This is a genomic window from Streptomyces geranii (assembly GCF_002954775.1).
Taxonomy (GTDB): Bacteria; Actinomycetota; Actinomycetes; order Streptomycetales; family Streptomycetaceae; genus Streptomyces; species Streptomyces geranii.
The window spans coordinates 22297-46690 of record NZ_PJME01000040.1 but is presented as its reverse complement, the minus strand read 5'-3'; the positions used below and the strand labels follow the sequence as shown (position 1 = coordinate 46690).

Genomic DNA, 24394 nt, shown 5'->3' with positions numbered 1-24394 from the left:
CGCCGCTACGACGCCATGCGCGACAGCGCCCTGCCCCCGGCTTGCACGGCCGGGTTCCTGGAAGCACTAGCACGAGAGTGGACATAGCCATCATCACAAGGTCACAGCACTTGAAGTGGCCGACGAATCCGCCTGGTTCAAGTCCTCGTCCAGCGCAGCCTTCCCTCGGTGACGGTGAAGCGCTCGTGCTCCATGACGGAGCCGGGCGCCGAACCGGTCTCCAGCAGCTCGGCGAGCGGCCGGAGATAGTCACCGAGTGAGGGCAGGAAGAAGCTCGGGAAGTCGCCTTCGGCGAACGTCAGCAGAGGCGGCGGGCCGGCGGGGTTCCGCGCGTCCAGAATGACTCCGTAGGGCCCGTCGCTCTTCTCCATGACCGGGATCCAGGGCGACTGCCAGTACTCGTCGTCCCCGATGTCCTGGGCGATGTGCAGATACTCCGCGCGCTGACCGGCCATCTCCCCGCAGCCGAGGAATCTCATACCGCCGGGGAACACGACCGAATCAGGGTGCGGCAGGAGGGAGATCCCACCGCCGGGAACGGGCTTCGTGGAATCCTTCGCGGTACTCCCGTTGCTCATGCGGAGCCAGGTTTCGAGAACGTCCGGGATTTCGAATCCCAGATTCTCTTTCAGCCGCGCGATCTCCTCGTCCGAGGCCCCTGGACGAAGCGCCTCCGCACTGGCCGGAGCATGACTCCGGAGCCAGCCGACGATTCGCTCCCACGCCGAGGCCACCTCGTCGCCCTGCGGCATATCGGCACGTCCTTTCCGTTCCGCCGTCGCCCTTTACACCGACTCCCGCCACCCATTGGTAATAGGCAGCCGCCGGTCCTTCCCGAATCCCTTGGCCGAGATCTTCGTCCCCGGCGGATACTGCCGCCGCTTGTACTCGGCCGTGTCCACCATCCGCAGCACCCGGGTCACCAACTCCGCGTCGTACCCGGCCGCGACGATCGCATCGGCCCCCGAGTCCCGGTCCACGTACAGCTCAAGAATCGCGTCCAGCACCGGATAGTCGGGCAAGGAGTCCGTGTCCACCTGGCCCGGGCGCAATTCCGCGCTCGGCGGCTTAGTGATCGAGTTCTCCGGAATCGGCGGAGTCTGAGCACGTTCGACAGCCGCCCGATTCCGCCACTCCGCCAGCCGGAAGATCGACGTCTTGTACACGTCCTTGATCGGGCCGTACGCGCCCACCGAGTCGCCGTACAGCGTCGAGTAACCCACCGCCAACTCGCTCTTGTTGCCGGGGGCCAGCACGATGTGGCCCTCCTGGTTCGAGATCGCCATCAGCATCGTGCCGCGCAACCGCGACTGGAGGTTCTCCTCCGCCAGGCCCGTCAGGCCCAGGGAGTCCATGTACGCGTCGAACATCGGGGCGATCGACACCGTACGGAAGTTCAGGCCCGTCCGCTTCGCCAGGTCCGCCGCGTCGCCGATCGAGTGGTCGGAGGAGTACTTCGACGGCATCGCCACGCCGTACACGTTCTCCGCGCCCACCGCGTCGCACGCCAGCGCGGCGACCAGGGCGGAGTCGATGCCGCCCGAGAGGCCGATCAGGACCGAGCCGAAGCCGTTCTTCTTCACGTACGCCCGCAGGCCGACCACCAGCGCCGAGTACATCTCCTCGGTGTCGTCCAGGCGTTCGGCGTACGAGCCCGTCAGCTCGGCCTCGTACCGCTCCACCGGCTCCTCCGACAGCACCACCCGGTCGATGCGCAGGCCGTCGTCCACGACGCCCGTCGGCGCGTCCGGCAGCGCCGCCGGCAGGTCCAGGTCCAGGACCACGCAGCCCTCCTCGAACTGGGGCGCCCGCGCGATCACCTCGCCGTGCCCGTCCACCACGATCGAGTCGCCGTCGAAGACCAGCTCGTCCTGGCCGCCCACCATCGCCAGGTAGGCCGTCGTGCAGCCCGCCTCCTGGGCGCGCTTGCGGACCAGCTCCAGACGCGTGTCGTCCTTGTCGCGCTCGAACGGGGACGCGTTGATCGACAGCAGCAGGCCCGCCTTCGCGGAGCGCGCCGCCGGGACCCGGCCGCCCTCCTGCCAGAGGTCCTCGCAGATCGCCAGGGCCACGTCCACACCGCGCACCCGCAGTACGGGCATGGTGTCGCCCGGCACGAAGTAGCGGAACTCGTCGAACACGCCGTAGTTGGGGAGGTGGTGCTTGGCGTAGGTGAGGACCACCTCGCCCCGGTGCAGGACCGCGCCCGCGTTGCGCGGGGAGCCCGCAGGGCGGCCGAACTTCGGCAGGTCGGTCTCGGAGCGGTCGAGGTAGCCGACCACCACCGGCAGCTCGCCGAGGCCCTCCTCGGCCAGGCGCGCGGCGAGCGAGCGCAGGGCCGCGCGGGACGCCTCCACGAAGGAGGAGCGCAGGGCGAGGTCCTCGACGGGGTACCCGGTCAGCGCCATCTCCGGGAACGCCACGAGATGCGCTCCCTGCTCGGCGGAGTGCCGGGTCCAGCGGAGGATCGATTCCGCGTTCTGGGCGATGTCGCCGACGCGCGAGTCGATCTGGTTCAGGGCGAGGCGTAGTTGAGGCACGCCGCCAAGTGTAATCGTCAATGCGACGCGATGGGGTGGCGGAGGGGTGTGGGTCGCCCCACGTTCCTCCGCCACCCCAGTCCTGCGAGCGTCGCCTCAGCGGCGGTACGACTCCACGTAACCCTTCGCGGGCGTACCCACGCCGGTCACGTCGTCATAGCCGCGTACGGCCTTCAGCGAGCTGTCCGCGCCCAGGGTGCGGACCGAGGTCGCGATCCCGTCGGTGGCGTCGTACCCGTTGAGGAAGTCCAGGCGTGCCACGGCGAGCCCGTGCTTCGTGGGGTTGTCGGTCACGTCGTGGTAGAGCCCCGTACGGGCGGCGTACCTCGCGTAGATCGCCGGGTTGGCGAAGCCGATCGGCTTGCCGCCGCGGGCCTCCTGCGCGAGGGCCTGTACGGCCGCGATCACCGGCGCCGCCAGGGACGTACCGCCGATGCGGTACTCGCTGTACGCGGTGCCGCCCTCCGGCAGGGTCTGGGTCTGGCCGACCAGGAAACCGGTGTTCGGGTCCGCGATGGCCGCGATGTCCGGGACGACCCGGTTGCCCTTCTCGCTGTTGGCCTTGGCCAGCGAGTTCGGGACGACGCCCTTCTGGTAGAAGGGCTCCGCGACCGTCGCGCTGGTGCCGCCGCCCGCGCCCGAGGTGAAGGCGCCCGGGAAGTTCGTCCAGCTCTTGCCGTCGGCCGACAGCGTGGCCTTCTCGGTGCCCCAGCCGGTCTCCCACTGGTACGCGTCACCCTTGCCGACCGCCAGCGACGTACCGCCGACCGCCGTCACCCAGGCCGAGTTGGCGGGGGTGTCGACCTGCTTCGTACCGGTGTTGACGACCTCGTCGCCGTTGTCGCCGGAGGAGAAGTAGAAGCCGATGCCCTCGACCGCGCCCAGCTTGAACACCTGGTCGTACGCGGCGGCCAGGTCCGGGGTCTGGTTGGCCTCGATGTCGCCCCAGGAGTTGGAGACGATGTCGGCGAGGTGCTTGTCGACGATCTTGCCGAGGGAGTCCAGCAGGTCGTCGTCGGTGCAGGACGCCGAGCCGACGTACGTGATGTCGGCGGCCGGCGCGACCGCGTGCACGGCCTCGACGTCGAGGGTCTCCTCGCCGTACCAGCCGGCGGCGGAGCAGGCCTCGGTGTTCGTGTAGTCCGCGGGCAGGACCTGCTTGAGCTGGCCGCTGCGGTAGGCGGCGTCGCCGTGCTTGGCCGCGTAGGTGGCGGCGTCGGCGGCGATGTACGGCGAGGCGTAGGCGTCGGTGATGGCGACGCGCACCTTCTTGCCGGTGCGGCTGCCCGCGCCGTACGCGGCCCGCAGCTGCTTGCCCGTGTAGCCCTGTACGGCGTACGGGATCTGCTGGCCGTACGCCGTCGGCAGCGTGGTGGCGGTGTTCGAGCCGTAGTACGAGGAGAACGGCCCGGAGTTGCGGAACACGGTCTCCGGCGCGGGCAGCGTGTCGTCGTGGGTCGCCGTGTGCGGGGCGTTGTCCAGACCCGTGACGGTCAGGACGGCACCGTTCAGGCTCTCCGGCGCGGACGCCGTCTTCGCCGGGGCCCGGTACGTCTTCCTGCCCTTGGCGTAGTTGTGCAGCTGCGTGCCGAAGGCCTTCTCGGCGGCGGCCACGTCACCGGTCACCGTGACGTAGTGCGCCGTCACGCCGGTGACCTTGAGGCCCGCCGACGTCAGCCACGCCTTGACCGCGGCGACCTGGGCCGGGGAGGCCCCGAAGCGCTGCTGGACCTGCGCGGCGGTGAGGTACTTGCCGTACGCGGCGGACGTCGGGTCGGAGACGGCCTTCGCGTACGCGGCCAGGCCGTTGGCGTCCCGGCCGGCGAAGTAGACCCGGGCGGAGACCTTGGAGCCGTCGGACGTGGCTCCCTTGTCGGCCTTCGCGGTGGCCCACGCGGGCCTGGTGCCGGCGAGCGTGTCCCGGCCCGGGGCGTCCGCGGCATGGGCCGCGGGTATACCGAGCGCCAGTGCGCCGGCGAGGAGCGGCAGGGTCGCTGCCAGGCTCACACCGGCGCGCGTGATGGCGCGATTGGATCTCATTGAGGAACCCCCTGATGCGGTTCAACGCGGGTGATCGTCCGACTCTCGCGATGAACCGTTCATGCCAGGGGAATCAGGCGGGCATGGCTGGGCCAAGAAGCACCCAAGGAACCGTATACGCAAGCGATTTGAGCCGTACGCCCCAAACGTCCCGCTGAACCCGGTTTCTACGAAAGGGCCTTGGCGCCGCGCTCCTTCAACATCCCCGCCATCAGGGAGATCTCCGACTCCTGCGCGTTGACCATGCCCTCCGCGAGCCGCTTCTCCACCCCCACCTCGCACCGCTCCACACACCCCTGGGCCATGTGGACCCCGCCCTGGTGGTGCTCGGTCATCAGCTGGAGGTAGAAGACCTCGGCCTGCTTGCCGCTGAGCTTGCCCAGCTTCGTCAGGTCGGTGTTGGTAGCCATGCCCGGCATCAGCGCGCCGTCCTTGCCGCTGGCCATGCCCGCCATGTCCATCCAGGACATCGGCGCGTCCGAGGACACCTTCGGCAGCTCCCACAGGTCGAGCCAGCCCAGCAGCATGCCGCGCTGGTTGGCCTGCGTCTGCGAGATGTCGTACGCGAGCCGCCTGATCTCCTCGTTGTCCGTCCGGTCGCGCACGATGTACGACATCTCGACGGCCTGCTGGTGATGGACGGCCATGTCCCGGGCGAACCCGGCGTCCGCCGACTCGGCCGAGGGCGCCGTCATCCCGGAGTCGTCGCCGTCGGCGACCGCGTACGTGATCGCGCCGGCCGCGACGAGCGCCGTCACGGCGGCACCGGCGATCCAGGGGGCGCGCATCACTGGGACAGCCCGTTCGTGCAGGCGGCGCCCGGCTCGGGGGTCTGGTCGCCCTGGACGAACTCCTGGAAGAACTTCTCCACGTTCGGGTCGGTGGCGCTGGTCACCGTGCGCTGCTTGCCCCAGGCGGAGAGCATGATCGGGTCCGCCTGCTTGTCGTCCGGGCTCATCAGCGTGTACGGCGTCTTCTTCACCTTGGCCGCGAGCGCGTCGATGTCGGTCTTCGACGCCTTGCTGTTGTAGGTCACCCACACGGCGCCGTGTTCCAGTGAGTGAACGGCGTTCATGTTGTTGATCGCCTTGGTGTAGACGTCGCCGTTGCAGTTCATCCAGACCTGGTTGTGGTCACCGCCGACCGGGGGCTCCATCGGGTAGTCCACGGTCTTGGTGACGTGGTTCTGGGTGAGCTTCTTGTCCCAGGTCTTCACCCCGTCCGCGCCGGTGACGAACTTGCCCGCGCCCTTGGAGTCGCTCGCGGCGGTGCTGCTGTCGTCGTCGGACTGCGACCGCACGAGGACCGTCGCGCCGACGACGAGGCCGGCCACTATGACGACGCTCACGCCGATCGTGAGGACGCGGTTGCGGCGCTCGCGGGAGCGCTCGGCGCGCCGCATCTCCTCTATGCGCGCCTTGCGCGCCGCACTGCCGCTGTCATTGGCGCCACTGTTTTTGGCGCTCTTCTTGGCGGAAGCCATGGGATCGGTCCTTCTGGGGAAAGGGGCGGTCGGTCCCCTGATCGTAATCCGTGGCGGCCCGCCGCAGTCGCGGTCCGGGTCAGCCATTACGAATGTCGGTGCGAACAGGCAAGATGAGGGGCAGAGCGGTCCACCCGCCGTACGTGAGGCGTTCACTCCGAGGTCGGCCGGCCGATCATGGTGCGCAACGCGCATGAAATGCTGTTGTGGTGGGATGCTCAGGTGCCCGACCGCCTTCCGTGGTGCGGGAGACAGGCGGCCTGACCAGCAAGGATGGGGAAGCGGAAGATGGACAAGCAGCAGGAGTTCGTGCTCCGGACACTGGAGGAGCGTGACATCCGGTTCGTCCGGCTGTGGTTCACGGACGTGCTGGGCTTCCTCAAGTCCGTGGCCGTGGCCCCGGCCGAGCTGGAGCAGGCATTCGACGAGGGCATCGGTTTCGACGGCTCCGCGATCGAGGGATTCGCTCGCGTATACGAATCCGACATGATCGCCAAGCCGGACCCGTCCACCTTCCAGATCCTCCCGTGGCGCGCGGAGGCCCCCGGTACGGCCCGGATGTTCTGCGACATCCTCATGCCGGACGGCTCCCCGTCCTTCGCGGACCCGCGCTACGTCCTCAAGCGCGCCCTGACCCGTGGCTCCGACCTGGGCTTCACCTTCTACACCCACCCGGAGATCGAGTTCTTCCTCCTGAAGGACAAGCCGCTGGACGGCACCCGCCCGACCCCGGCCGACAACTCCGGCTACTTCGACCACACCCCGACCCACGTCGGCCAGGACTTCCGCCGCCAGGCCATCACGATGCTGGAGTCGATGGGCATCTCGGTCGAGTTCTCCCACCACGAGGGCGCCCCCGGCCAGCAGGAGATCGACCTGCGGTACGCGGACGCTCTGTCGACGGCGGACAACATCATGACGTTCCGCCTGGTCATGAAGCAGGTGGCGCTGGAGCAGGGCGTGAACGCGACGTTCATGCCGAAGCCGTTCAGCGAGCACCCCGGCAGCGGCATGCACACGCACCTCTCCCTCTTCGAGGGCGACAGGAACGCGTTCTACGAGTCGGGCTCGGAGTACCAGCTGTCGAAGGTGGGCCGCTCGTTCATCGCGGGCCTGCTGAAGCACTCGGCGGAGATCGCCGCGATCACCAACCAGTGGGTCAACTCGTACAAGCGCATCTGGGGCGGCTCGGAGCGCACGGCGGGCGCCGGCGGCGAGGCCCCCTCGTACATCTGCTGGGGCCACAACAACCGCTCGGCCCTGGTCCGCGTCCCGATGTACAAGCCCGGCAAGACCGGCTCCGCGCGCGTGGAGGTCCGTTCCCTGGACTCGGGCGCGAACCCGTACCTGGCGTACGCCGTCCTGCTGGCCGCCGGCCTCAAGGGCATCGAGGAGGGCTACGAACTCCCCCCGGGCGCCGACGACGACGTATGGGCCCTCTCGGACGCGGAACGCCGCGCGATGGGCATCGAGCCCCTCCCGCAGAACCTGGGCGAGGCGCTCACGCTGATGGAGCGCAGCGAACTGGTCGCCGAGACGCTCGGCGAGCACGTGTTCGACTTCTTCCTGCGCAACAAGAAGCAGGAGTGGGAGGAGTACCGGTCCGAGGTGACCGCGTTCGAGCTGCGGAAGAACCTGCCAGTTCTTTGAGGGCCGCTTGAAGGGGGTGCACCGGCCGCGATCCTCAGTTGCGGCCGGTGGCGGGTTCTCGCGCGGTTCCCCGCGCCCCTAAGGGCTAACTGCCCGCCTGCTCCGTCAGCAGCGCGTGCAGGGGCTTCTGGCCCCGTACGCGGTACTCCTGGATCGCCCAGCCGTTGCCGTCCGGGTCCTTGAAGTACATGAAGGTCGCGCCGTCGTCCGGCGAGTACTGCATCGGTTCCGACACCTCCAGGCCGCGCTCCACCAGCTCCGCGTGAGCCGCCTTGATGTCGGCCACGCACAGCTGGAGGCCCTGGTAGGAGCCCGGGGCCGGGGTCGGGCCGGCCATCGTGTCCCAGATGGTGTCGCCCAGGGCGATCGAACAGCCCGAGCCGGGTGGCGTGAGCTGGACGATGCGCATTCCCGGCATGACCTCCTGGTCGATGTCGACGTGGAAACCGGCCTTGTCGCGGTAGAAGTCCCGGGCCCGGTCGATGTCGCTCACGGGCAGCGGGATGACTTCGAGTGTGTACTGCATGGCAAGGTCCTCCAGACAACTGGCTGAACGGCTCCCCCTTACCGAAGCCGAAAACCGTGCGGGGCGCCACCTCTCGGCGAATGTCCGACCGGCGCTTCCCGTTTGCTCTCCGGTTAGGCTCATGGCCGTACGACCTTGATCCGATGGAACTGGATCCGACGGGAGGCCCAGGATGATGGCGCCGGGGCGTAGGAGCAGTACCTTCACTCGGCTGTTGCGGCACGGTTTCACCGATCCCTCCGGTGCCGAGCGGCTGCTCGACAGTGCCGAGCTGGCCTCCCTGCGCGACGACCCCGTGCTGCTCGACGCCCTCGGCGCCACCGCCGACCCCGATCTCGCGCTGCTCGGGCTCGTCCGGCTCGTCGAGGCGCAGGACGGGCGTACCGCCCGGCACGAGCTGCTGGACACGGTCATCGCGTCCAAGCCGCTGCGCGACCGGCTCCTCGGCGTGCTCGGCGCCTCCGCCGCCCTCGGGGACCACCTCATCCGGCATCCTCGCGACTGGCACGCCTTCGTGATGTACGAGCCCCGGGATCTTCATCCCGGCGTCGAGGAGTTCGAGCGCGGGCTTGCCGAGGCCGATGACCCCGTTTCCCTGCGCGTCGCCTACCGGCGCTGCCTCCTCTCCATCGCCGCCCGCGACGTGTGCGGCACGACCGACCTCGCCGAGACCGCCGCCGAACTCGCCGACCTCGCCACCGCCACCCTCCGCGCCGCCCTCGCCATCGCCCGTACCGCCGCCCCCGAGGACGCCTCGATCTGCCGGCTCGCCGTCATCGCCATGGGCAAGTGCGGTGGCCACGAGCTGAATTACGTCTCCGATGTCGACGTCATTTTCGTGGGGGAGGCCGTTGACGGGGCCGATGAGGGCAAGGCCCTTCGCGCCGCCACCCGGCTCGCCTCGCACCTCATGCGGATCTGCTCCGAGACCACCGTCGAGGGCAGCATCTGGCCCGTCGACGCCAACCTCCGGCCCGAGGGGCGCAACGGGCCGCTCGTGCGCACCCTCAGCAGCCATCTCGCCTACTACCAGCGCTGGGCCAAGACCTGGGAGTTCCAGGCCCTGTTGAAGGCCCGGCCCGTCGCCGGTGACGTCGAGCTGGGGGAGGAGTACGTCGCCGCGCTCGCCCCCCTCGTCTGGCACGCCGCCGAGCGCGAGAACTTCGTCGTCGACGTGCAGAAGATGCGCCGCCGGGTCGTCGAGAACATTCCCATCGCCGAGGTCGAGCGCGAGCTGAAGCTCGGGCCCGGTGGTCTGCGCGACGTCGAATTCGCCGTGCAGCTGCTTCAGTTGGTGCACGGGCGGGCCGACACCTCCCTGCGCAGCGGTACCACCCTCGACGCGCTCAGCGCCCTCGCCGCCGGTGGGTACGTCGGACGTGCCGACGCCGTCCAGCTCGACGACGCCTACCGCTTCCTGCGGTCCATGGAGCACCGGATCCAGCTGTTCCGGCTCCGCCGCACCCACCTCGTCCCCGAGGACGAGGCCGATCTGCGGCGCATCGGGCGCTCGCTGGGGCTGCGTACCGACCCTGTCGCCGAGCTGAACCGCGAGTGGAAGCGGCACGCCTCCGTCGTACGGCGGCTGCACGAGAAGCTCTTCTACCGGCCGCTGCTCGACGCCGTCGCCCAACTCGCCCCCGGTGAGAGCCGGTTGAGTACCGGTGCGGCCCGGGAGCGGCTCGTCGCCCTCGGGTACGCCGATCCGGCCGCCGCGCTCAGGCACATCGAGGCCCTCGCCAGCGGGGTCAGCCGCAAGGCGGCCATCCAACGCACCCTGCTGCCCGTCCTGTTGGGCTGGTTCGCCGACTCCGCAGACCCGGACGCCGGACTCCTCAACTTCCGCAAGGTGTCCGACGCCCTCGGCCGAACCCCCTGGTATCTACGGCTGTTGCGGGACGAGGGCGCCGCCGCCGAGAACCTCGCCCGCGTCCTGTCCGCCGGACGCCTCGCCCCCGACCTGCTCATGCGCGCCCCCGAGGCCGTCGCCCTGCTCGGCGACGGCGACGGCGGAGGCCAGCTGGAGCCCCGCGAACGCGCCCACCTGGAGCAGGAGATACTGGCCGCCGTGGGCCGCGCCGACACCGGCGAACAGGGCGTGTACGCCGCGCGCGGTGTCCGCCGCCGCGAACTCTTCCGTACGGCCGCCGTCGACATCGTCGGCTCCTACGGCACCGAGCAGTCGCCCGCCGAGGCCGACCAGGGCGCCCTCGTGGACCGGGTCGGCGGCGCGCTCTCCGACATCACCGCGGCCACCATCGCCGGAACCCTGCGCGCGGTCGTCCGGGACGGCTGGGGCGACACCCTGCCCACCCGGTTCACGGTGATCGGCATGGGCCGCTTCGGCGGGCACGAACTGGGCTACGGCTCCGACGCCGACGTCCTGTTCGTCCACGAACCCCGCGAGGGCGTCGACGAACACGAGGCCGCCAAGGCCGCCAACACCGTCGTCTCCGAGATGCGCCGGCTCCTCCAAGTGCCCAGCTCCGACCCGCCGTTGCTGATCGACGCCGACCTGCGCCCCGAGGGCAAGTCCGGGCCGACCGTGCGAACCCTGACGTCCTACGAGGCCTACTACCGGCGCTGGTCCCTCGGTTGGGAGTCCCAGGCGCTGCTGCGCGCCGAAGTCGTCGCAGGCGATCAGGAGTTGGGGCGCCGCTTCATCGAGCTGATCGACCCCCTGCGCTACCCGGCGGAAGGACTCGGCGACGACGCCGTACGCGAGATCCGGCGCCTGAAGGCCCGTATGGAGTCGGAGCGGATGCCCCGCGGCGCCGACCCGACCCTGCACACCAAGCTCGGGCGCGGTGGTCTCTCGGACGTCGAGTGGACCGTCCAGCTGCTGCAACTCCAGCACGGCTGGGCCGAACCGGGGCTGCGCACCACCCGTACCCGCGAAGCCCTCGCCGCCGCCCGCGCCGCCGAGCTGATCTCCGGGGAGGACGCGGCGATCCTCGACGAGGCGTGGGTCCTGGCCACCCGGGTGCGCAACGCCGTGATGCTGGTGCGCGGCCGGGCCGGCGACACCTTCCCCTCCGACGGGCGCGAACTGGGCGCCGTGGGACGGTATCTGGGGTACGGGCCTGGGCATGTCGGCGACATGATCGACGCGTACCGGAGGACCACCCGACGGGCCCGGGGCGTCGTGGACACCCTGTTCTACGGAGCGGCGTCCATGTAAGAGAGACGCAGGTCGGCTACGGCTTGACCGGGAGCAGCGGGCCGCCCTGCCCGCGCACCGGGACCAGTTTCGGGAGGTGGTACGGGAGTTTGCCGTACCAGAGGCGGGCCACCAGGAAGCCGAAGGACAGGCACATGAGGCCGCCGACCGCGTCCAGCCAGAAGTGGTTGGCGGTGGCGACGATCACCAGCAGGGTCGCCACCGGGTAGAGCAGGCCGAGCACGCGCACCCACGGCACGGTCGCCAGGGCGAAGATCGTCAGACCGGCCCAGGTGGACCAGCCGATGTGCATCGACGGCATCGCCGCGTACTGGTTCGACATGTGCTTGAGGTCGCCGGAGGCCATCGAACCCCAGGTGTGGTGGACCATCACCGTGTCGATGAAGTCGCCGCCGTTCATCAGCCGGGGCGGGGCCAGCGGATACAGGTAGTAACCGACCAGTGCGACGACCGTGGTGGCGAAGAGGGTCAGCCGGGTCGCCGCGTAACGGCCGGGGTGACTGCGGTACAGCCACACGAGAACACCGAGCGTGACGACGAAGTGCAGCGTCGCGTAGTAGTAGTTCATGCCCACGATCAGCCAAGTCACCTTGTTGATCGCGTGGTTGACCGACTCCTCGAAGGCGATGCCCAGGGTGTGCTCGGTCTTCCAGATCCAGTCCGCGTTGCGCAGCGCCTCGGCCTTCTGCTCCGGGACGGCGTTGCGGATCAGTGAGTACGTCCAGTAACTGACCGCGATCAGCAGGATCTCGAACCACAGTCGTGGCCGGCGCGGAGCGCGCAGCCTGCGCAGGAAGGCGTTGCCCGCACGGCCGTTCACCTCGTCCTGCGCGTCCGCCGGGTCCGCCTGGCCCGCGACAGAGTGCGGAGCGGCCATGTCACGGCCTTCCTTCGTCGTCACGGTCGTCTCACCCATGGACACAGAGTCTGCCAGATTCGGCCCCCTCCCAGATCATCCCCTGGTCCTGTACGACCCGCACGTTCTACGGCAGGGGAGGCGCCCCCGACTCCTACCTAGGAACGAGTCCGTTCCCCAGGGGCCGACGCCGTGGACCCCCGGACCACCAGCTCCGGCATGAACACGAACTCGCTGTGCGGGGCGGGCGTACCGCCGATCTCCTCAAGGAGGGTGCGTACGGCGGCCTGGCCCATCGCGGGGACCGGTTTGCGCACGGTGGTGAGGGGCGGGTCGGTGAAGGCGATCAGCGGGGAGTCGTCGAAGCCCACGACCGAGACGTCCCGGGGGACCTCCAGACCGCGCTGCCTGGCCGCCCGTATCGCGCCCAGCGCCATCATGTCGCTCGCGCACACCACCGCCGTGCAGCCGCGGTCGATGAGGGCCGTGGTGGCCGCCTGGCCGCCCTCCAGGGTGTACAGGGAGTGCTGGACGAGGCGGGACTCGACGTCCTGCGCCGTCAGACCCAGCAGGTCCTGCATCGTCCGTACGAAGCCCTCGATCTTGCGCTGGACCGGAACGAAACGTTTCGGTCCGAGCGCGAGGCCGATGTTGGTGTGGCCGAGGGAGACGAGATGGGTGACCGCGAGATGCATCGCCGCGCGGTCGTCGGGGGAGATGAACGGCGCCTGCACCTTGGGGGAGAAGCCGTCGACCAGCACGAACGGCACGCCCTGGGCGCGCAGTTGCTCGTAGCGCGTCATGTCGGCGGAGGTGTCCGCGTGCAGTCCGGAGACGAAGATGATGCCGGCCACGCCCCGGTCGACGAGCATCTCCGTCAGCTCGTCCTCCGTGGAGCCGCCGGGCGTCTGGGTGGCCAGGACCGGGGTGTAGCCCTGCCGGGTCAGGGCCTGGCCGATGACCTGCGCCAGGGCCGGGAAGATCGGGTTCTCCAGCTCGGGAGTGATGAGGCCCACCAGGCCCTCGCTGCGCTGCCGCAGCCGGACCGGGCGCTCGTACCCCAGTACGTCGAGGGCGGCGAGCACGGACTGGCGGGTGGTGGCGGCGACGCCCGGCTTCCCGTTCAGGACCCGGCTGACCGTCGCTTCGCTCACCCCCGCCTGGGCGGCGATGTCGGCAAGCCGTGTGGTCACAGGGCTGGACTGTACCGGCCGTCCCTCTCCTTGCCCACCGAACACTCGCCTGGCCCGGGCCGTCGAACGGCCCATCGGGCGGCCGGGACGGCCGCCCGCCGCTGGGGGTTGCTGCGTCATCGCGCTCCCTCGGTGTTCTGACGGTGTTCTGATCGGGCGTCTTCAGCAAGAGCTTGCAGAGTCTTGCACAACTGTCCCAGATCCCGTCGATCGGCGGCAGAGCACGGAATCGAGGCCGCGTTCGAGGGTCACGGCCGGGTAACTGTCGTCGGTTCTTGCGGTTTTTTGCTGCAAGGTCTTTCGCAACGCTTACATCGCTGTTACGTTCACGTCGCCCGACGGCGGCAACGGTGCGGTCGGCGAAGCGGTGGGAACGGCGGACGAGGCCGTTACCGCCAGTACACGGGCTTTCACCCTCGAAGGAGAACTCATGCGGCGTGGCATAGCGGCCACCGCGCTGGTGGCGTCCATCGCCCTCGCGGCGACGGCCTGCGGCGGGGACGACAGTGGCAGCGACAAGGCCGACGGCCCGGTCACCATCACCTGGTGGGACACCTCCAACGCCACCAACGAGGCACCGACGTACCAGGCCCTCGTCAAGGAGTTCGAGGCCGCCAACAAGGACATCAAGGTCAAGTACGTCAACGTCCCCTTCGACCAGGCCCAGAACAAGTTCGACACCGCGGCCGGTGCCTCCGGCGCCCCGGACGTGCTGCGCTCCGAGGTCGGCTGGACCCCCGCCTTCGCCAAGAAGGGCTTCCTGCTGCCCCTCGACGGCACCGAGGCCCTCACCGACGAGGCCAAGTTCCAGCCCAACCTGATCGAGCAGGCGAAGTACGAGGGCAAGACGTACGGCGTCCCGATCGTCACCGACACCCTCGCGCTCGTCTACAACAAGGCGCTCTTCGCGAAGGCCGGCCTCACCGAGGCCCCGAAGACCTGGGCCGACCTGAAGACGGCCGCCGCCGCCATCAAGACCAAGACCGGCGTCGACGGCTACTGGGGCTCCACCCAGGCCTACTACGCGCAGAGCTTCCTCTACGGCGAGGGCACCGACACCGTCGACGCCGCCGCGAAGAAGATCACCGTCAACTCGGCCGCCGCGAAGAAGGGTTACGAGACCTGGCTCGGCCTCTTCGACGGCAAGGGCCTGCACAAGGCGGACACCACCGCCGACGCCTACGCCCACATCCAGGACGCGTTCGTCAACGGCAAGGTCGCCGCGATCGTCCAGGGCCCGTGGGAGATCACCAACTTCTACAAGGGCAGCGCGTTCACGGACAAGGCCAACCTCGGTGTCGCCACCGTCCCGGCCGGCTCCAGCGGCAAGGCGGGCGCCCCGACCGGCGGCCACAACCTCTCGGTCTACGCCGGTTCGGACAAGGCCCACCAGGCGGCGTCGCTGAAGTTCGTCAACTTCATGACCTCCGCGAAGTCCCAGACGCAGATCGCCCTGAAGAACTCCACGCTGCCCACCCGCGACGACGCCTACACCGCCGAGGTCAAGGCCGACCCGGGCCTCGCCGGCTACCAGGGCGTCCTGCCCGCCGCCCAGCCCCGCCCGGCGCTGCCCGAGTACAGCTCGCTGTGGGGTCCGCTCGACACCGAGCTGCCGCAGATCGCGGGCGGCAAGGAGTCCCTCGACAAGGGCCTGGGCAACGCGGAGACCGCGATCGCCAAGCTGGTCCCGGACTTCAGCAAGTGACCCCGCGTGGCCGTCGGAGCCGACCGGTTCCGACGGTCACCGGCGTGCGCCACAGCCCCCGATCCTCCAGCGATCTTCCAGTGATCCTCCAGTGATCTTCCAGAAGGTGTCGAAAGATGACAGTCGCCATCGACCGCGCGACCGGCAAGCGCCGAGGTGAGCCCGGGCAGCGGCCCGGACGGCTCGATCGTCTCAGGCACGCGTACCAGAAGTACTGGTACGCGTACGCGATGATCGCCCCCGTGGCCGTCGTGCTCGGCGGACTCGTGCTCTACCCGCTCGTGCGCGGCCTCTACCTGACGCTCACGGACGCCAACAGCCTCAACTCGGCCCGGACGATCGGCGTCAACCACATCGACGCCACCTACAAGTTCATCGGCCTCGACAACTACGCCGACATCCTGTGGGGCGACACCGCGTACGACCGCTTCTGGTCGCACTTCATCTGGACGATCGTCTGGACCGTCTGCTGTGTGGCGCTGCACTACTGCATCGGCCTTGGCCTCGCCCTCCTCCTCAACCAGAAGCTGCGCGGGCGCACCTTCTACCGGCTGATCCTGGTCCTGCCGTGGGCGGTGCCGACCTTCGTCACCGTCTTCGGCTGGCGCTTCATGCTCGCCGACGGCGGCATCATCAACTCGATGCTCGACGCGGTGCACCTGCCGACACCGCTCTGGCTGGAGGACACCTTCTGGCAGCGGTTCGCCGCGATCATGGTCAACACCTGGTGCGGGGTGCCGTTCATGATGGTCTCGCTGCTCGGCGGCCTCCAGTCCATCGACTCCACCCTCTACGAGGCCGCGGACATGGACGGGGCCAGTCCCTGGCAGAAGTTCTGGTACGTCACTCTCCCGGGCCTGCGCTCCGTCAGCTCGACCGTCGTACTCCTCGGCGTCATCTGGACGTTCAACCAGTTCGCGGTGATCTTCCTGCTGTTCGGCACCACAGCGCCGGACGCGCAGATCCTCGTGACCTGGGCCTACTACCTCGGCTTCGGCCAACAGCCGCGCGACTTCGCCCAGTCGGCGGCCTACGGCATGCTGCTGCTGGCCATCCTCGTCGTCTTCACCTCCTTCTACCGCCGCTGGCTGAACCGCAATGAGCAGCAGCTCGCGAACTGAGACAGGAGCCCGAGCCCCCATGAGCGCCATGACAGTCGAAAAGCCCGAGCCGACCGGGCCGACGGACCCGCCCGGCACACCCGCGCCCCCGAGGCCCGCAGGACGCGGCGGCCGGCCCGGCCGCACCGCCGCCCTCGCCTCCCACGGCGTCCTGACCGTCGCGAGCCTGATCGCGCTGTTCCCGATCGCCTGGCTGTTCTTCCTGTCCCTCGGCCCGGACAAGGACGACTATCTCCACCCCGGGCGCATCTGGGACAAGATGACGTTCGACAACTACTCGTTCGTCCTCCAGCACACCAACTTCTTCGACTGGATGAGGAGTTCGCTGATCGTCTCGCTCGGTACGACGGTCATCGGCGTCCTCGTCGCGGCGACCACGGGGTACGCGGTCTCGCGGATGCGCTTCCCCGGCTACCGCAAGTTCATGTGGGTGCTCCTGGTCACCCAGATGTTCCCGATCGCCGTACTGATCGTCCCGATGTACCAGATCCTGTCGGACCTCCAGCTGATCGACAACTACCTCGGCCTGATCCTGGTCTACTGCTCGACGGCCGTGCCGTACTGCGCCTGGCTGCTCAAGGGATACTTCGACACGATCCCCTTCGAGATCGACGAGGCGGGACGCGTCGACGGGCTGACCCCCTTCGGCACCTTCGCCCGGCTGATCCTCCCGCTCGCCAAACCGGGCCTGGCGGTGGCCGCGTTCTACAGCTTCATCACCGCGTTCGGCGAGGTCGCCTTCGCCTCGACGTTCATGCTGTCGGACACGAAGTACACCTTCGCGGTGGGCCTGCAGAGCTTCGTAAGCGAACACGACGCCCAGCGCAACCTGATGGCCGCCACAGCGGTACTGGTCGCGATACCGGTCTCCGCCTTCTTCTACCTGGTCCAGAAAAACCTGGTGGCAGGCCTGACGGCGGGCGGCACGAAGGGCTGACCCAGGTCCAGTGAACTCCCGCGCGTCAGCTGCCGCGCGGGTGGCGGACGCGGTGGCCTTCCGACCCCGCTGCCACCGCGTCCGCTTATGCCCAACGGTTCGGCCACGCCCTGCTTTTAGGGGCGCGGGGAACTGCGCGACCAGCCACAACGCACCCGCAGCCTCAAGACCCGCAGAAACCGCCCATGACCCGAACTCCGTTACGTATCAAGGACGTTATGAGCCAGCACTCCACCGCTCCGGCCCCGACCTCCACCAACGTCACCGCCACCCCCGACTGGTGGCGCGACGCGGTCATCTACCAGGTCTACCCCCGCAGCTTCGCCGACAGCAACGCAGACGGCATGGGCGACCTGGAAGGCGTCCGCTCCCGCCTGCCGTACCTGCGCGACCTGGGCGTCGACGCCGTGTGGCTCAGCCCCTTCTACGCCTCCCCGCAGGCCGACGCCGGCTACGACGTCGCTGACTACCGCGAGGTGGACCCGATGTTCGGGTCGCTGCTGGACGCGGACGCCCTGATCCGAGACGCACACGAGCTGAACCTGCGGATCATCGTCGACCTGGTCCCCAACCACTCCTCCGACCAGCACGAGTGGTTCAAGCGGGCGGTCGCCGAAGGCCCCGGCTCACCCCTCCGGGACCGCTACCACTTCCGCCCCGGCAAGGGCGCGACCGGCGAACTCCCGCCCAACGACTGGGAGTCGGTCTTCGGCGGCCCGGCGTGGACGAGGATCACGGAACCGGACGGCACCCCCGGCGACTGGTACCTGCACCTCTTCGCACCCGAGCAGCCCGACTTCAACTGGGAACACCCGGCGGTCGGGGACGAGTTCCGCTCCGTCCTCCGCTTCTGGCTGGACATGGGCGTCGACGGCTTCCGCATCGATGTCGCCCACGGCCTGGTGAAGGCGGAGGGCCTCCCGGACCTCGGAACCCACGACCAGGTCAAGCTCCTGGGCAACGATGTCATGCCGTTCTTCGACCAGGACGGCGTACACGAGATCTACCGCGAGTGGCGCCTGGTCCTCGACGAGTACGCGGGCGAACGCATCTTCGTCGCCGAGGCCTGGACCCCGACCATCGAGCGCACGGCGAACTACGTCCGCCCGGACGAACTCCACCAGGCGTTCAACTTCCAGTACCTGGCGACGTATTGGGACGCGACGGAACTGAGGAGCGTCATCGACCGCACCCTGGACGCGATGCGTCCGGTGGCCGCCCCCGCCACCTGGGTCCTGTCGAACCACGACGTGACCCGCCACGCCACCCGCTTCGCCAACGAGCCCGGCCTCGGCACCCAGCTCCGCCTCGCCGGAGACCGCGCGCTCGGCCTGCGCAGGGCACGCGCGGCCACCCTGCTGATGCTGGCGCTCCCGGGTTCGGCGTACGTCTACCAGGGTGAGGAACTGGGCCTGCCGGACGTCGTGGACCTCTCCGACGAGGTCCGCCAGGACCCGGCCTACTTCCGCGGCGCGGGCCAGGACGGCTTCCGCGACGGCTGCCGGGTCCCGATCCCGTGGACCCGCGAGGGTTCGTCGTACGGCTTCGGCGCGGGCGGCAGCTGGCTTCCGCAGCCCGCGGAATGGGCGGAGTTGAGCGTCGAGGCGCAGACCGGTGCCTCCGGCTCGACCCTGGAGCTGTATCGCACGGCCCTCACCGCCCGCCGTGTGCAGCCCGACCTGGGCGCGGGCGACTCGGTCGAGTGGCTGACCGCACCCGAGGGCGTCCTGGCCTTCCGCCGCGGCCGGTTCGTGTGCGTGGCGAACACGGGCGGCGAGGCGGTCACGATTCCGGCGTACGGCGAAGTCCTGGTCGCCAGCGGCGAGTTGACGGTGGTGGACGCCGAGGAGGCGAAGCTGCCTGCGGACACGACGGTGTGGTGGACGACTGGCTGAGGCCCAACTGTCCGACCAGCAGTGCCCGCCGCCCGATCAGGGGCGGCGGGCACTGTGCTGCTGTGGTCGGGAAGGAAGGAAGGCCGGCCCGCTCCCGCTCAGGCCAGGCCGAACCGCTCGGAGTGCACCTGGCGGGCTGGGACCCGGAGTTCCCGCAGGCCGGACAGTACGGCCTCGGTCATGGCGCCGGGGCCGCAGACGTACACGTCGCGGTCGGTGATGTCGGGGACCAGCCGGTGCAGGCTCTCCGGGCCGAACGGCGGGGCGCCCTCAGAGGTCCGGCCGGTGAGCAGGTGCAGTCGGCCGCCCTTGACCGCGATCAGTCGGCGTACCTCGTTGAGGAGTACGGCGTCGGCCTCGCTGCGGACCCGGTACAGCACGACGACGTCGCCGTTCGTCTGCTCCTCCAGCATCGCCCGCACCGGCGTGATGCCGACGCCGCCCGCGATCAGCAGGGCACCGGGCCGGCTCCGGTGCAGCGAGGTGAACGCCCCGTACGGGCCCTCGACGAACGCGCGGCTGCCGACCGGGACTTCACGCAGACCGGCGCTGGTCGTGCCGACCGCCTTCGCGGTGAGACGCAGCCCCTGTCCGTCGGGCGCCGCCGAGAGGGAGAAGGGGTTGGCGAGCCACCAGTTGTTGTGTCCGGGGAACCGCCAGATGCAGAACTGGCCCGCGCGGGCGGGGAGTTTGCCGAGGTTGCGGCCGGTGACGTACACGGAGACCACGTTGTCCGACTCCGGCACCACGGCCGTGACCCGGAACTGGTGGTAGGCGTTGCGCCACAGCGGCATGACGATCCGGCCGGTCAGCAGGGCGCCGAAGGAGAACAGCCACAGGAGCCACCAGTAGGCCTCGGCGAACGCGGAGGACGTGAAGGTCGTCGTCTCCTCCAGCTGATGGACGAAGGCCAGCCCCAGAGCGACGTACAGCAGCAGATGCAGCCCGTGCCAGACCTCGTACCGAAGCCGTCGCCGCAGAGAGCGGGTGGAGATCACGCCGATGACGAGGATGATGCCGGCGGCGAGCATGCCGAGCAGCGAGGCGGTCACGCCGCTCAGGGCGACGAACGTCTTCCCCATGGTCGTGTCGTCGAGGGTCGCGTAGCCGAGGACGACGAGCGTGGCGTGGGTGAGGACCGTCCACAGCAGCGAGAAGCCGACCCAGCGGTGCCACACCGTGAGCCGGTCCATCCCGATCCGCCGGTCCAGCCACGGCAGCCGCGCCACCAGCAGGAGTTGGAACAGCATCAGCAGGGCCGCGTGCAGCCCGAAGAACTTCGCGACCGTGAGCACGCCGTTCTTGCCCGAACCGGCGCTCACGAACAACGCCTCGACGATCACCACATTGACGACGACAAAGGCCCACATCGCCCAGCGCGCCGCGTCCACCGGATGCACGGTGCCTCTTCGCACCGGGTTACTCGTCGCCGCCATGATCGCCCCTCGCCCCCGAGGCCGCGCCCTCGCGGCCCTCTCGATCGGGCGAGTGTACGGCGGACGGGGCCGATCCGTGGCTGTAGGAAGCGTCCCAAGGGTTGACCGCCCCGCAACCGCACTCGTACCTTCTGCTCGGCTGAAAGTTTTCAGTCATCTTGCAGCAAGATTCAGCAACAGATCTTGCCTGGACCTTCAACGGAGAAGGACCCCGACATGGCCAGCAGAACCCTCTCCGGCGCGCTCGCCCTCGCCGCCGGCGCGTCCATCGCGCTCGCCGTCCCCACCGGCACCGCCTACGCCTCCCCGCCCGGCACCAAGGACGTCACCGCCGTCCTCTTCGAGTGGAACTTCGCCTCGGTCGCCAAGGAGTGCACCAACACCCTCGGCCCCGCCGGCTACGGCTACGTCCAGGTCTCGCCGCCCGCCGAGCACATACAGGGCTCGCAGTGGTGGACCTCCTACCAGCCCGTCAGTTACAGGATCGCCGGTCGGCTCGGGGACGCCACCGCCTTCAAGAGCATGGTCGACACGTGTCACGCCGCCGGCGTCAAGGTCGTCGTCGACACCGTCATCAACCACATGTCGGCGGGCAGTGGCACCGGCACCGGCGGTTCGTCGTACACGAAGTACAACTACCCCGGCCTGTACTCCTCCTACGACTTCGACGACTGCACCGCCACCATCACCGACTACACCAACCGCGCCAACGTCCAGAACTGCGAACTCGTACAGCTCGCCGACCTGGACACCGGCGAGGAGTACGTCCGCGCGACCATCGCCGGGTACATGAACTCCCTGCTCGGGTACGGCGTCGACGGCTTCCGGATCGACGCCGCCAAGCACATCCCGGCCACCGACCTCGCCAACATCAAGTCCCGGCTCAGCAATTCGAGCGTGTACTGGAAGCAGGAGGCCATCTACGGCAGCGGGGAGGCCGTACAGCCGACCGAGTACACGGGTAATGGTGATGTGCAGGAGTTCCGTTACGCCTACGACCTCAAGCGCGTCTTCAACAACGAGAACCTCGCCTACCTGAAGAACTACGGCGAGGGCTGGGGCTACATGAGCAGCTCCGTCGCCGGTGTCTTCGTCGACAACCACGACACCGAGCGCAACGGCTCCACACTCAGCTACAAGGACAACGCCAACTACACCCTGGCCAACGTCTTCATGCTGGCGTATCCGTACGGTGCGCCCGACATCAACTCCGGGTACGAGTTCTCCGACACCGACGCCGGACCGCCCAACGGCGGCTCCGTGACCGCCTGTTGGCAGGACGGCTGGAAGTGCCAGCATGCCTGGCCGGAGATCCTGCGCATGGTCGCCTTCCGGAACGCGACGCGCGGAGAGTCTCTCTCCAACTGGTGGGACAACGGGGGCGACGCGATTGCCTTCGGGCGGGGCAGCAAGGGGTTCGTCGCCATCAACCACGAGTCGAGCAGCCTGAGCCGTACGTATCAGACGTCCCTCGCGGCGGGCACGTACTGCAACGTCCAGAACAACACTTCGGTGACCGTGAACTCCAGCGGGCAGTTCACGGCCACCTTGGGTGCCAACACGGCGCTCGCGATCTACACGGGCAAGACCACCTGCTGAGCCGCTGTCACCGTCACTCCTACTTCCACGTGTCAGCCGTCGTGTAGCCGCTCGAACTGCCCGTCGTGTACGAGCGGTTGGTGCCCGACTCCCACGTCACGTTCCCGGAGCCGTCCTTCTTGATGTACTTGTACTCGAAGGACGTGCTCCTGGGGACGATGACCGCCCTGGACCAGGTCGGGTAGGCGGCCGACGACAGCGGGATCGCGTCCGCCGTGTTCCAGGACCCCAGCGCCCCGATCGACCCGACGACGTAGACGTTCGTGCCCAGCGTCGTCGTGGCCGTGACATTGAAGGTCACGTCCGTCGCACTCGAACTCGCCACGTTCCAGCTGTTGTTGAGAGTCAGAGCCGAAGCCGTCGTGGCAGCCGTCCGGTTGGCGTTGGACTCCCAGGTGACGTTCCCCGACGCGTCCTTCTTGACGTACTTGTACTCGAACGACGTGTTCGTCGGCACGCTCACCCCGCCCGACCACACCGGATACCCGGTCGACGACAGCTTCACCGCCTTCGACGTGTCCCAGCTCCCCAGCGCCGCGATCGAGCCGACGACGTACACGTCCTGGCCGGTCGTGGTCGCCGCGTACTCGTTGAAGGTCGCGGTCACGGTCGTACCGTCACCGCCCCCGCCACCACAGGTCGTGCACGGCGTGAACTCCCCGTTGTAGAAGGCGATCGCGCCCTTCGCGGGCACCGTCAGCGTCGCGTTCCCGCCCGACACCGTCACCGTCGTGGCGCCGTTGTCGACGACGTTGGCATACGTACCGTCCGCCATGCCCGTCGCGAAGGTGTAAGTCGCCGCCGACGAAGCGTTGTTGATGGCGACGTAACCGCCCGTGCCCCGCCCGAAGCCGATCACGCCGGACGACTTGGTCGACCAGTTGGACACCGCCTCCGAGCCCACCGCGTTGTGCCACTTCACCATGCCGGTGATCGCGGTGTCCCGTTGCAGGCAGTACCAGCCGCTGGAGCAGTTGGTGTCGGTCACGAAGCCGCTGGAGTTCGGCGGGGCCTGGTCCGACGACGACCACTCGAAGCCCGAATACACCGTCGGCGTCGACCACTTGTAGGCCAGCTGGAAGATGTTCGCCAGCCGGTAGGTGTCGCCGTCCTTGTAGCTCAGGTGCAGGCCGTTGCGCTCGGTGTCGTGGTTCGTGACGAAGGAGACCGAGCTGGCCGGGGTCAGCACACCCGACGACGACAGCGACGCCAGGTCGCTCACATTCCCCTGGAAAGCCGACTTCAGCCTGCTCGCGTAGGTGAAGTCCAGGACGTCACCGGCCGCGTAGTAGTCGGAGGCCGCCGGGGTCGAACCCGGGTACACCTCCTGGAAGATGTACGGCGCCGAGCCCGCCGTCGTGTTGTTCAGCTTGCCCCAGATCGCGTTCAGGTCGGCCACCGGGATGTGCTTGGCCGCGTCGATCCGGAACCCGTCGACCCCGACCGCGATCTGCTTGTTGAGGAAGGCCGCGATGCCCGAGCGGACGTCGTCGTCCTCGGTCTCCAGGTCGGGCAGGCCCAGCAGTTCGCAGTTCTGGATCTCGGACAGGTTCGACCAGTCGTCGATGATCAGGTCCGAGTCGTTGCACTCGGCCGACGTGTGGAAGTCGTCCGGGTCCCAGTCCGGGGTGTCGTACTTGTTGGTGATCGTCGTGCCGGCGTACCCCGTGCCGGTCTGTGCGGCGGTGTGGTTGATCACCGCGTCCGTGTACACCTTGAGGCCCGCGTCGTGGCAGGCGTCCACCATCGCTGCGAACTCCGTCGCCGTCCCGAAACGGCCGCTCAGGTTGTACGAGTACGGCTGGTACACGTCCCACCAGTAGTAGTTGGGCTGCCGCAGTGACTCCGAGGGCGGTGCGACCCACACCGCGCCGTAGCCGTTCGGCCCGAGGACGTTCGTGCACTCGGCGGCGACCGAGTCCCAGTTGTACTCCCACAGGTTGGCGATCACATCGCCGGACGTCGTGGCGTCCGCCTGGGCGGGGGTGGCGGGCAGGGCGACGGCCCCGGCGAGGGCCAGTGCGGCGGCTGCCGTGGCACCGGCGGCGCGGCGGACGAGGCCCGCACCAGGGGGACGGGTTCGGTATCTGGTCATGTGCGGCTCCGAAAGGTTGCAGACGACGTCGGCTGGCAGGTTCGGGGTTCAACAAGTGGTGAGCGTGGGGCAGTTGAGAAGGGCACGTCAAGGTTGCGGATGAAAGTCCTTGCGATCGGTTTCAAGACTCTTGCTGT

The 24394-nt window shown here is 68.9% G+C and carries 17 protein-coding genes; 7 read left to right on the top strand and 10 right to left on the bottom strand.

Annotated elements, in window-relative coordinates:
• Positions 1–137: 137 nt before the first annotated feature.
• From CW359_RS33585 to CW359_RS33565, 5 genes are all read right to left on the bottom strand, one after another.
• Positions 138–752, bottom strand: a complete 615-nt coding sequence (locus CW359_RS33585) for an SMI1/KNR4 family protein (RefSeq protein WP_105973986.1) — start codon at positions 750–752, stop codon at positions 138–140.
• 33 nt (positions 753–785) lie between these two features.
• Positions 786–2540, bottom strand: a complete 1755-nt coding sequence (locus CW359_RS33580) for an NAD+ synthase (RefSeq protein ID WP_105973985.1) — start codon at positions 2538–2540, stop codon at positions 786–788.
• A 96-nt stretch (positions 2541–2636) separates the two neighbouring features.
• Positions 2637–4580, bottom strand: coding sequence for a S53 family peptidase (locus tag CW359_RS33575; RefSeq protein WP_105973984.1), 1944 nt, complete (start codon positions 4578–4580; stop codon positions 2637–2639).
• A gap of 167 nt (positions 4581–4747) precedes the next feature.
• Positions 4748–5368: a DUF305 domain-containing protein gene (locus tag CW359_RS33570; RefSeq protein ID WP_105973983.1), complete on the bottom strand. Its 621-nt coding sequence runs from the start codon at positions 5366–5368 to the stop codon at positions 4748–4750.
• A complete protein-coding gene (locus tag CW359_RS33565; RefSeq protein ID WP_105973982.1) occupies positions 5368–6063 on the bottom strand; it encodes a DUF3105 domain-containing protein in 696 nt (231 codons plus the stop codon). Before CW359_RS33565 ends, CW359_RS33570 begins: the two co-directional genes overlap by 1 nt.
• 288 nt (positions 6064–6351) lie before the next feature.
• Between CW359_RS33565 and CW359_RS33560 the strand changes: the two genes are divergently transcribed.
• Entirely contained in the window at positions 6352–7713 is a 1362-nt protein-coding gene (locus CW359_RS33560) for a glutamine synthetase family protein (RefSeq protein ID WP_105974028.1), read from the top strand.
• A gap of 85 nt (positions 7714–7798) precedes the next feature.
• Here CW359_RS33560 and CW359_RS33555 read toward each other — a convergent pair whose 3' ends face one another.
• Positions 7799–8239 (bottom strand): VOC family protein, encoded by a 441-nt coding sequence (locus CW359_RS33555; protein WP_105973981.1) that lies wholly within the window; start codon positions 8237–8239, stop codon positions 7799–7801.
• 172 nt (positions 8240–8411) lie between these two features.
• Between CW359_RS33555 and CW359_RS33550 the strand changes: the two genes are divergently transcribed.
• Positions 8412–11420, top strand: coding sequence for a bifunctional [glutamine synthetase] adenylyltransferase/[glutamine synthetase]-adenylyl-L-tyrosine phosphorylase (locus tag CW359_RS33550; protein ID WP_105973980.1), 3009 nt, complete (start codon positions 8412–8414; stop codon positions 11418–11420).
• Positions 11421–11436: 16 nt separating this feature from the next.
• Here the strand turns inward: CW359_RS33550 and CW359_RS33545 are convergent, their stop codons facing one another.
• Positions 11437–12336 carry a phosphatase PAP2 family protein gene (locus CW359_RS33545; protein WP_105973979.1) on the bottom strand — a complete coding sequence of 300 codons (900 nt, stop codon included), beginning with the start codon at positions 12334–12336 and terminating at the stop codon, positions 11437–11439.
• Between the two features lie 98 nt (positions 12337–12434).
• Positions 12435–13469, bottom strand: coding sequence for a LacI family DNA-binding transcriptional regulator (locus CW359_RS33540; RefSeq protein WP_269805617.1), 1035 nt, complete (start codon positions 13467–13469; stop codon positions 12435–12437).
• A gap of 430 nt (positions 13470–13899) precedes the next feature.
• Here CW359_RS33540 and CW359_RS33535 point away from each other — a divergent pair, with 430 nt between their 5' ends.
• From CW359_RS33535 to CW359_RS33520, 4 genes are all read left to right on the top strand, one after another.
• Positions 13900–15174 (top strand): extracellular solute-binding protein, encoded by a 1275-nt coding sequence (locus tag CW359_RS33535; RefSeq protein ID WP_105973978.1) that lies wholly within the window; start codon positions 13900–13902, stop codon positions 15172–15174.
• 116 nt (positions 15175–15290) lie between these two features.
• Positions 15291–16295 (top strand): carbohydrate ABC transporter permease, encoded by a 1005-nt coding sequence (locus tag CW359_RS33530; protein WP_105973977.1) that lies wholly within the window; start codon positions 15291–15293, stop codon positions 16293–16295.
• Positions 16296–16323: 28 nt separating this feature from the next.
• A complete protein-coding gene (locus CW359_RS33525; protein WP_408647548.1) occupies positions 16324–17232 on the top strand; it encodes a sugar ABC transporter permease in 909 nt (302 codons plus the stop codon).
• Positions 17233–17450: 218 nt separating this feature from the next.
• Complete coding sequence (locus CW359_RS33520) at positions 17451–19127, top strand: glycoside hydrolase family 13 protein (protein ID WP_232838723.1); 1677 nt, start codon at positions 17451–17453, stop codon at positions 19125–19127.
• A 98-nt stretch (positions 19128–19225) separates the two neighbouring features.
• On the opposite strand, the gene CW359_RS33515 is transcribed toward CW359_RS33520, so the two are convergent.
• Entirely contained in the window at positions 19226–20563 is a 1338-nt protein-coding gene (locus CW359_RS33515; RefSeq protein ID WP_198655490.1) for a ferredoxin reductase family protein, read from the bottom strand.
• A 216-nt stretch (positions 20564–20779) separates the two neighbouring features.
• Between CW359_RS33515 and CW359_RS33510 the strand changes: the two genes are divergently transcribed.
• Positions 20780–22162, top strand: coding sequence for an alpha-amylase (locus tag CW359_RS33510; RefSeq protein WP_105973974.1), 1383 nt, complete (start codon positions 20780–20782; stop codon positions 22160–22162).
• 19 nt (positions 22163–22181) lie between these two features.
• Here CW359_RS33510 and CW359_RS33505 read toward each other — a convergent pair whose 3' ends face one another.
• Positions 22182–24257 carry a carbohydrate-binding module family 20 domain-containing protein gene (locus CW359_RS33505; RefSeq protein WP_105973973.1) on the bottom strand — a complete coding sequence of 692 codons (2076 nt, stop codon included), beginning with the start codon at positions 24255–24257 and terminating at the stop codon, positions 22182–22184.
• Positions 24258–24394: the final 137 nt, after the last annotated feature.